Source organism: Mesorhizobium sp. M7A.F.Ca.CA.004.06.1.1 (assembly GCF_003999135.1).
Taxonomy (GTDB): Bacteria; Pseudomonadota; Alphaproteobacteria; order Rhizobiales; family Rhizobiaceae; genus Mesorhizobium.
Map to the genome: position 1 here is coordinate 1 of NZ_RZPQ01000820.1, position 2529 is coordinate 2529.

Sequence of the window (2529 nt, forward strand, 5' to 3'; positions counted from 1 at the left end):
CTGCTATTCCTGCACTTCGGCCTCGGTGGTAATCGGCGATGCCGAGATCGAGGCGGCGATCCAGGTCGCAAAGCCCGGCGTGCCGGTGGTCACACCGCCGATGGCGGGCGTGCGCGGGCTGCGTGCGCTGGGCGCAAACAAGCTCAGCATCCTCACTCCCTACACGGTCGAGACATCCAGGCCGATGGCCGCCTATTTCGCGGCGCGCGGCTTCGAGATCGTCAGCTTCACCTGCCTCGGTTTCGAGGACGACCGCGAGATGGCGCGCATCGCACCGGCAACCCTTGTCGATCTTGCGCGGGAAGCGACCGACGCCAGCGCCGATGCGCTGTTCGTGTCCTGCACGGCGCTGCGTAGCGCCCTCGCGCTCACCGGCATGGAAAAGGCGATCGGACGTCCCGTGGTGACCAGCAACCAGGCGACCGCCTGGAACTGCCTGAGATTGTGCGGGGATGAGGCGCCGCATCCTGAGTTCGGGCGGCTGATGACGTTGCCGTTGGTTCAGTAAGACGATGTCCCACATTCACGAGCGACCCCCTCTGGCCTGCCGGCCATCTCCCCCTCGAGGGGGGAGATTAGCTGCTGCCCGGCTTTCGCCAATCACCGACGTGACAGGAAGAACGGCAGCGTCGAAGCTGCCAATCTCCCCCCTCGAGGGGGAGATGGCCGGCAGGCCAGAGGGGGTCGCCCCATGACGCGCGCCGTCGCCCTAGCGGACATCCGTATCGCCCGTGACCGTATCGCTGGCAAAGTCGAGCGCACGCCGACCGTGCTGTCCCCGAGCCTATCCGAACAACTGGGCGTCCCCGTTCACCTCAAGCTCGAACACCGGCAGACCACCGGCAGCTTCAAGCTGCGTGGCGCCTCGAACGCCGTCGCCTCGTTGAACGCCGAACAGAAGGCGCGGGGCGTGGTCGCGGCCTCGACCGGCAATCATGGCCGCGCGCTGGCGCATGCGGCGAAGCTTGAGGGCATGCGCGCCGTAATCTGCATGTCGCGCCTGGTGCCCGGCAACAAGCTCGACGAGATCCGCCGGCTTGGCGCGGAGGTCCGCATTATCGGCGACAGCCAGGACGATGCCCAGCAGGAGGTCGATCGGCTGGTGGCGCAAGAGGGGCTGGTGATGCTGCCGCCCTTCGACCATCCCGACATTATCGCCGGGCAAGGCACGGTCGGGCTTGAGATAATCGGGCAGGTCCCGGATGCCGCCCTCGTTCTGGTCCAACTCTCCGGCGGTGGGCTCGCCTCAGGGGTTGCTACGGCCATCAAAGGCGTCAGCCCCCGGACAAAAGTCATCGGTGTCTCGATGGCGCGTGGCGCGGCGATGAAGGCCAGCCTCGATGCGGGCCAACCGGTATTGGTGGAAGAATTGCCGACGCTGGCGGATTCGCTCGGCGGCGGCATCGGCCTCGACAATCGGCTGACCTTCGCCATGTGCCGCGACCTGCTCGATGATGTCATCCTGCTCAGCGAAGACGAGATCGCCGCCGGAATCCGTCACGCCTATGCGCAGGAGCGCGAAATCGTCGAGGGCGCGGGCGCTGTCGGCATCGCCGCACTGCTGGCCGGCAAGGTCAGGTCGGACGGGCCGGTGGTTGTTCTGCTGTCCGGTCGCAACATCGATATGGACGCGCACCGCACAATCGTTTGCGGCGTAGCGCCATCGCTCAAGGAGCGCGCCGCATGAGCCGGATGACCATCCTTACCGAGAAAGAGTTGCGGGCGATCGTGACACTCGATCTCGATGCCGTCGCCTGCGTCGAAAACGCCTTCCGTGCGCTTGCCACTCTGCCGGTGGCGATGCCGCCGATCCTGCGGCTAGACATTCCCGAGCATCGCGGCGAGGTCGACGTGAAGACCGCCTATGTGCCCGGCATTGACGGTTTCGCCATCAAGATCAGCCCCGGCTTCTTCGACAATCCGAAGCTCGGCCTGCCCAGCGTCAACGGCATGATGGTGCTGCTGTCAGCCAAGACCGGCCTGGTCGAAGCGCTGCTGCTCGACAACGGCTATCTCACGGATATCCGAACCGCTGCTGCCGGCGCCGTCGCCGCCAAACATCTGTCGCGGCAGGACTCGTCCGTTGCCGCGATCTTCGGCGCTGGCGTCCAGGCCGGGCTGCAATTGGAAGCACTCATGCTGGTGCGGCCGATTGCCGAGGCGCGCATCTGGGCACGCGATGCGGCAAAGGCCGAGGCAACCGCCGGAGCCCTGCGCGAAAAGCTCGGCATTCTCGTGCATGCCGAGCCCGACGCGGCAAACGCGGTCGCCGGCGCCGACATCATCGTCACCACGACGCCTTCGACCGAGCCGCTGATCAAGGCCGGCTTCGTTTCCGCAGGGCAGCACATCACCGCGATGGGATCGGACGCCGAGCACAAGAACGAGATCGCGCCGGCAATCCTGCGCATGGCCGATCTCTATGCCGCTGACAGTGGCCGCCAGACAAAGCGGCTGGGTGAGCTGCATCATGCAATCGCGGCGGGCGTGATGGCCGCCGAGGAAGAGGTGACCGAACTCGGCCAGATC

Annotated in this window: 2 protein-coding genes and 1 pseudogene; all 3 read left to right on the top strand. The window is 66.2% G+C overall.

Annotated features, from left to right (window positions below; translation table 11 throughout):
• A pseudogene (locus EN906_RS30610) lies at nt 1-508 on the top strand (ectoine utilization protein EutA); the annotation flags it as partial.
• Between the two features lie 183 nt (nt 509-691).
• The gene (gene eutB / locus EN906_RS30620; RefSeq protein WP_127270570.1) at nt 692-1687 is read left to right on the top strand and encodes a hydroxyectoine utilization dehydratase EutB; all 996 of its coding nucleotides are present in this window, start codon (nt 692-694) and stop codon (nt 1685-1687) included.
• Nucleotides 1684-2529, top strand: an 846-nt coding sequence (gene eutC, locus EN906_RS30625; RefSeq protein WP_127375629.1) for an ectoine utilization protein EutC, incomplete at its 3' end; no start/stop codon positions are given. The genes eutB and eutC, both read left to right, overlap by 4 nt.

What these genes read in the sequence shown, in the direction of transcription:
- eutB (WP_127270570.1), top strand. Translation starts at nt 692, where the DNA reads ATGACGCGCGCCGTCGCCCTAGCGGACATCCGTATCGCCCGTGACCGT.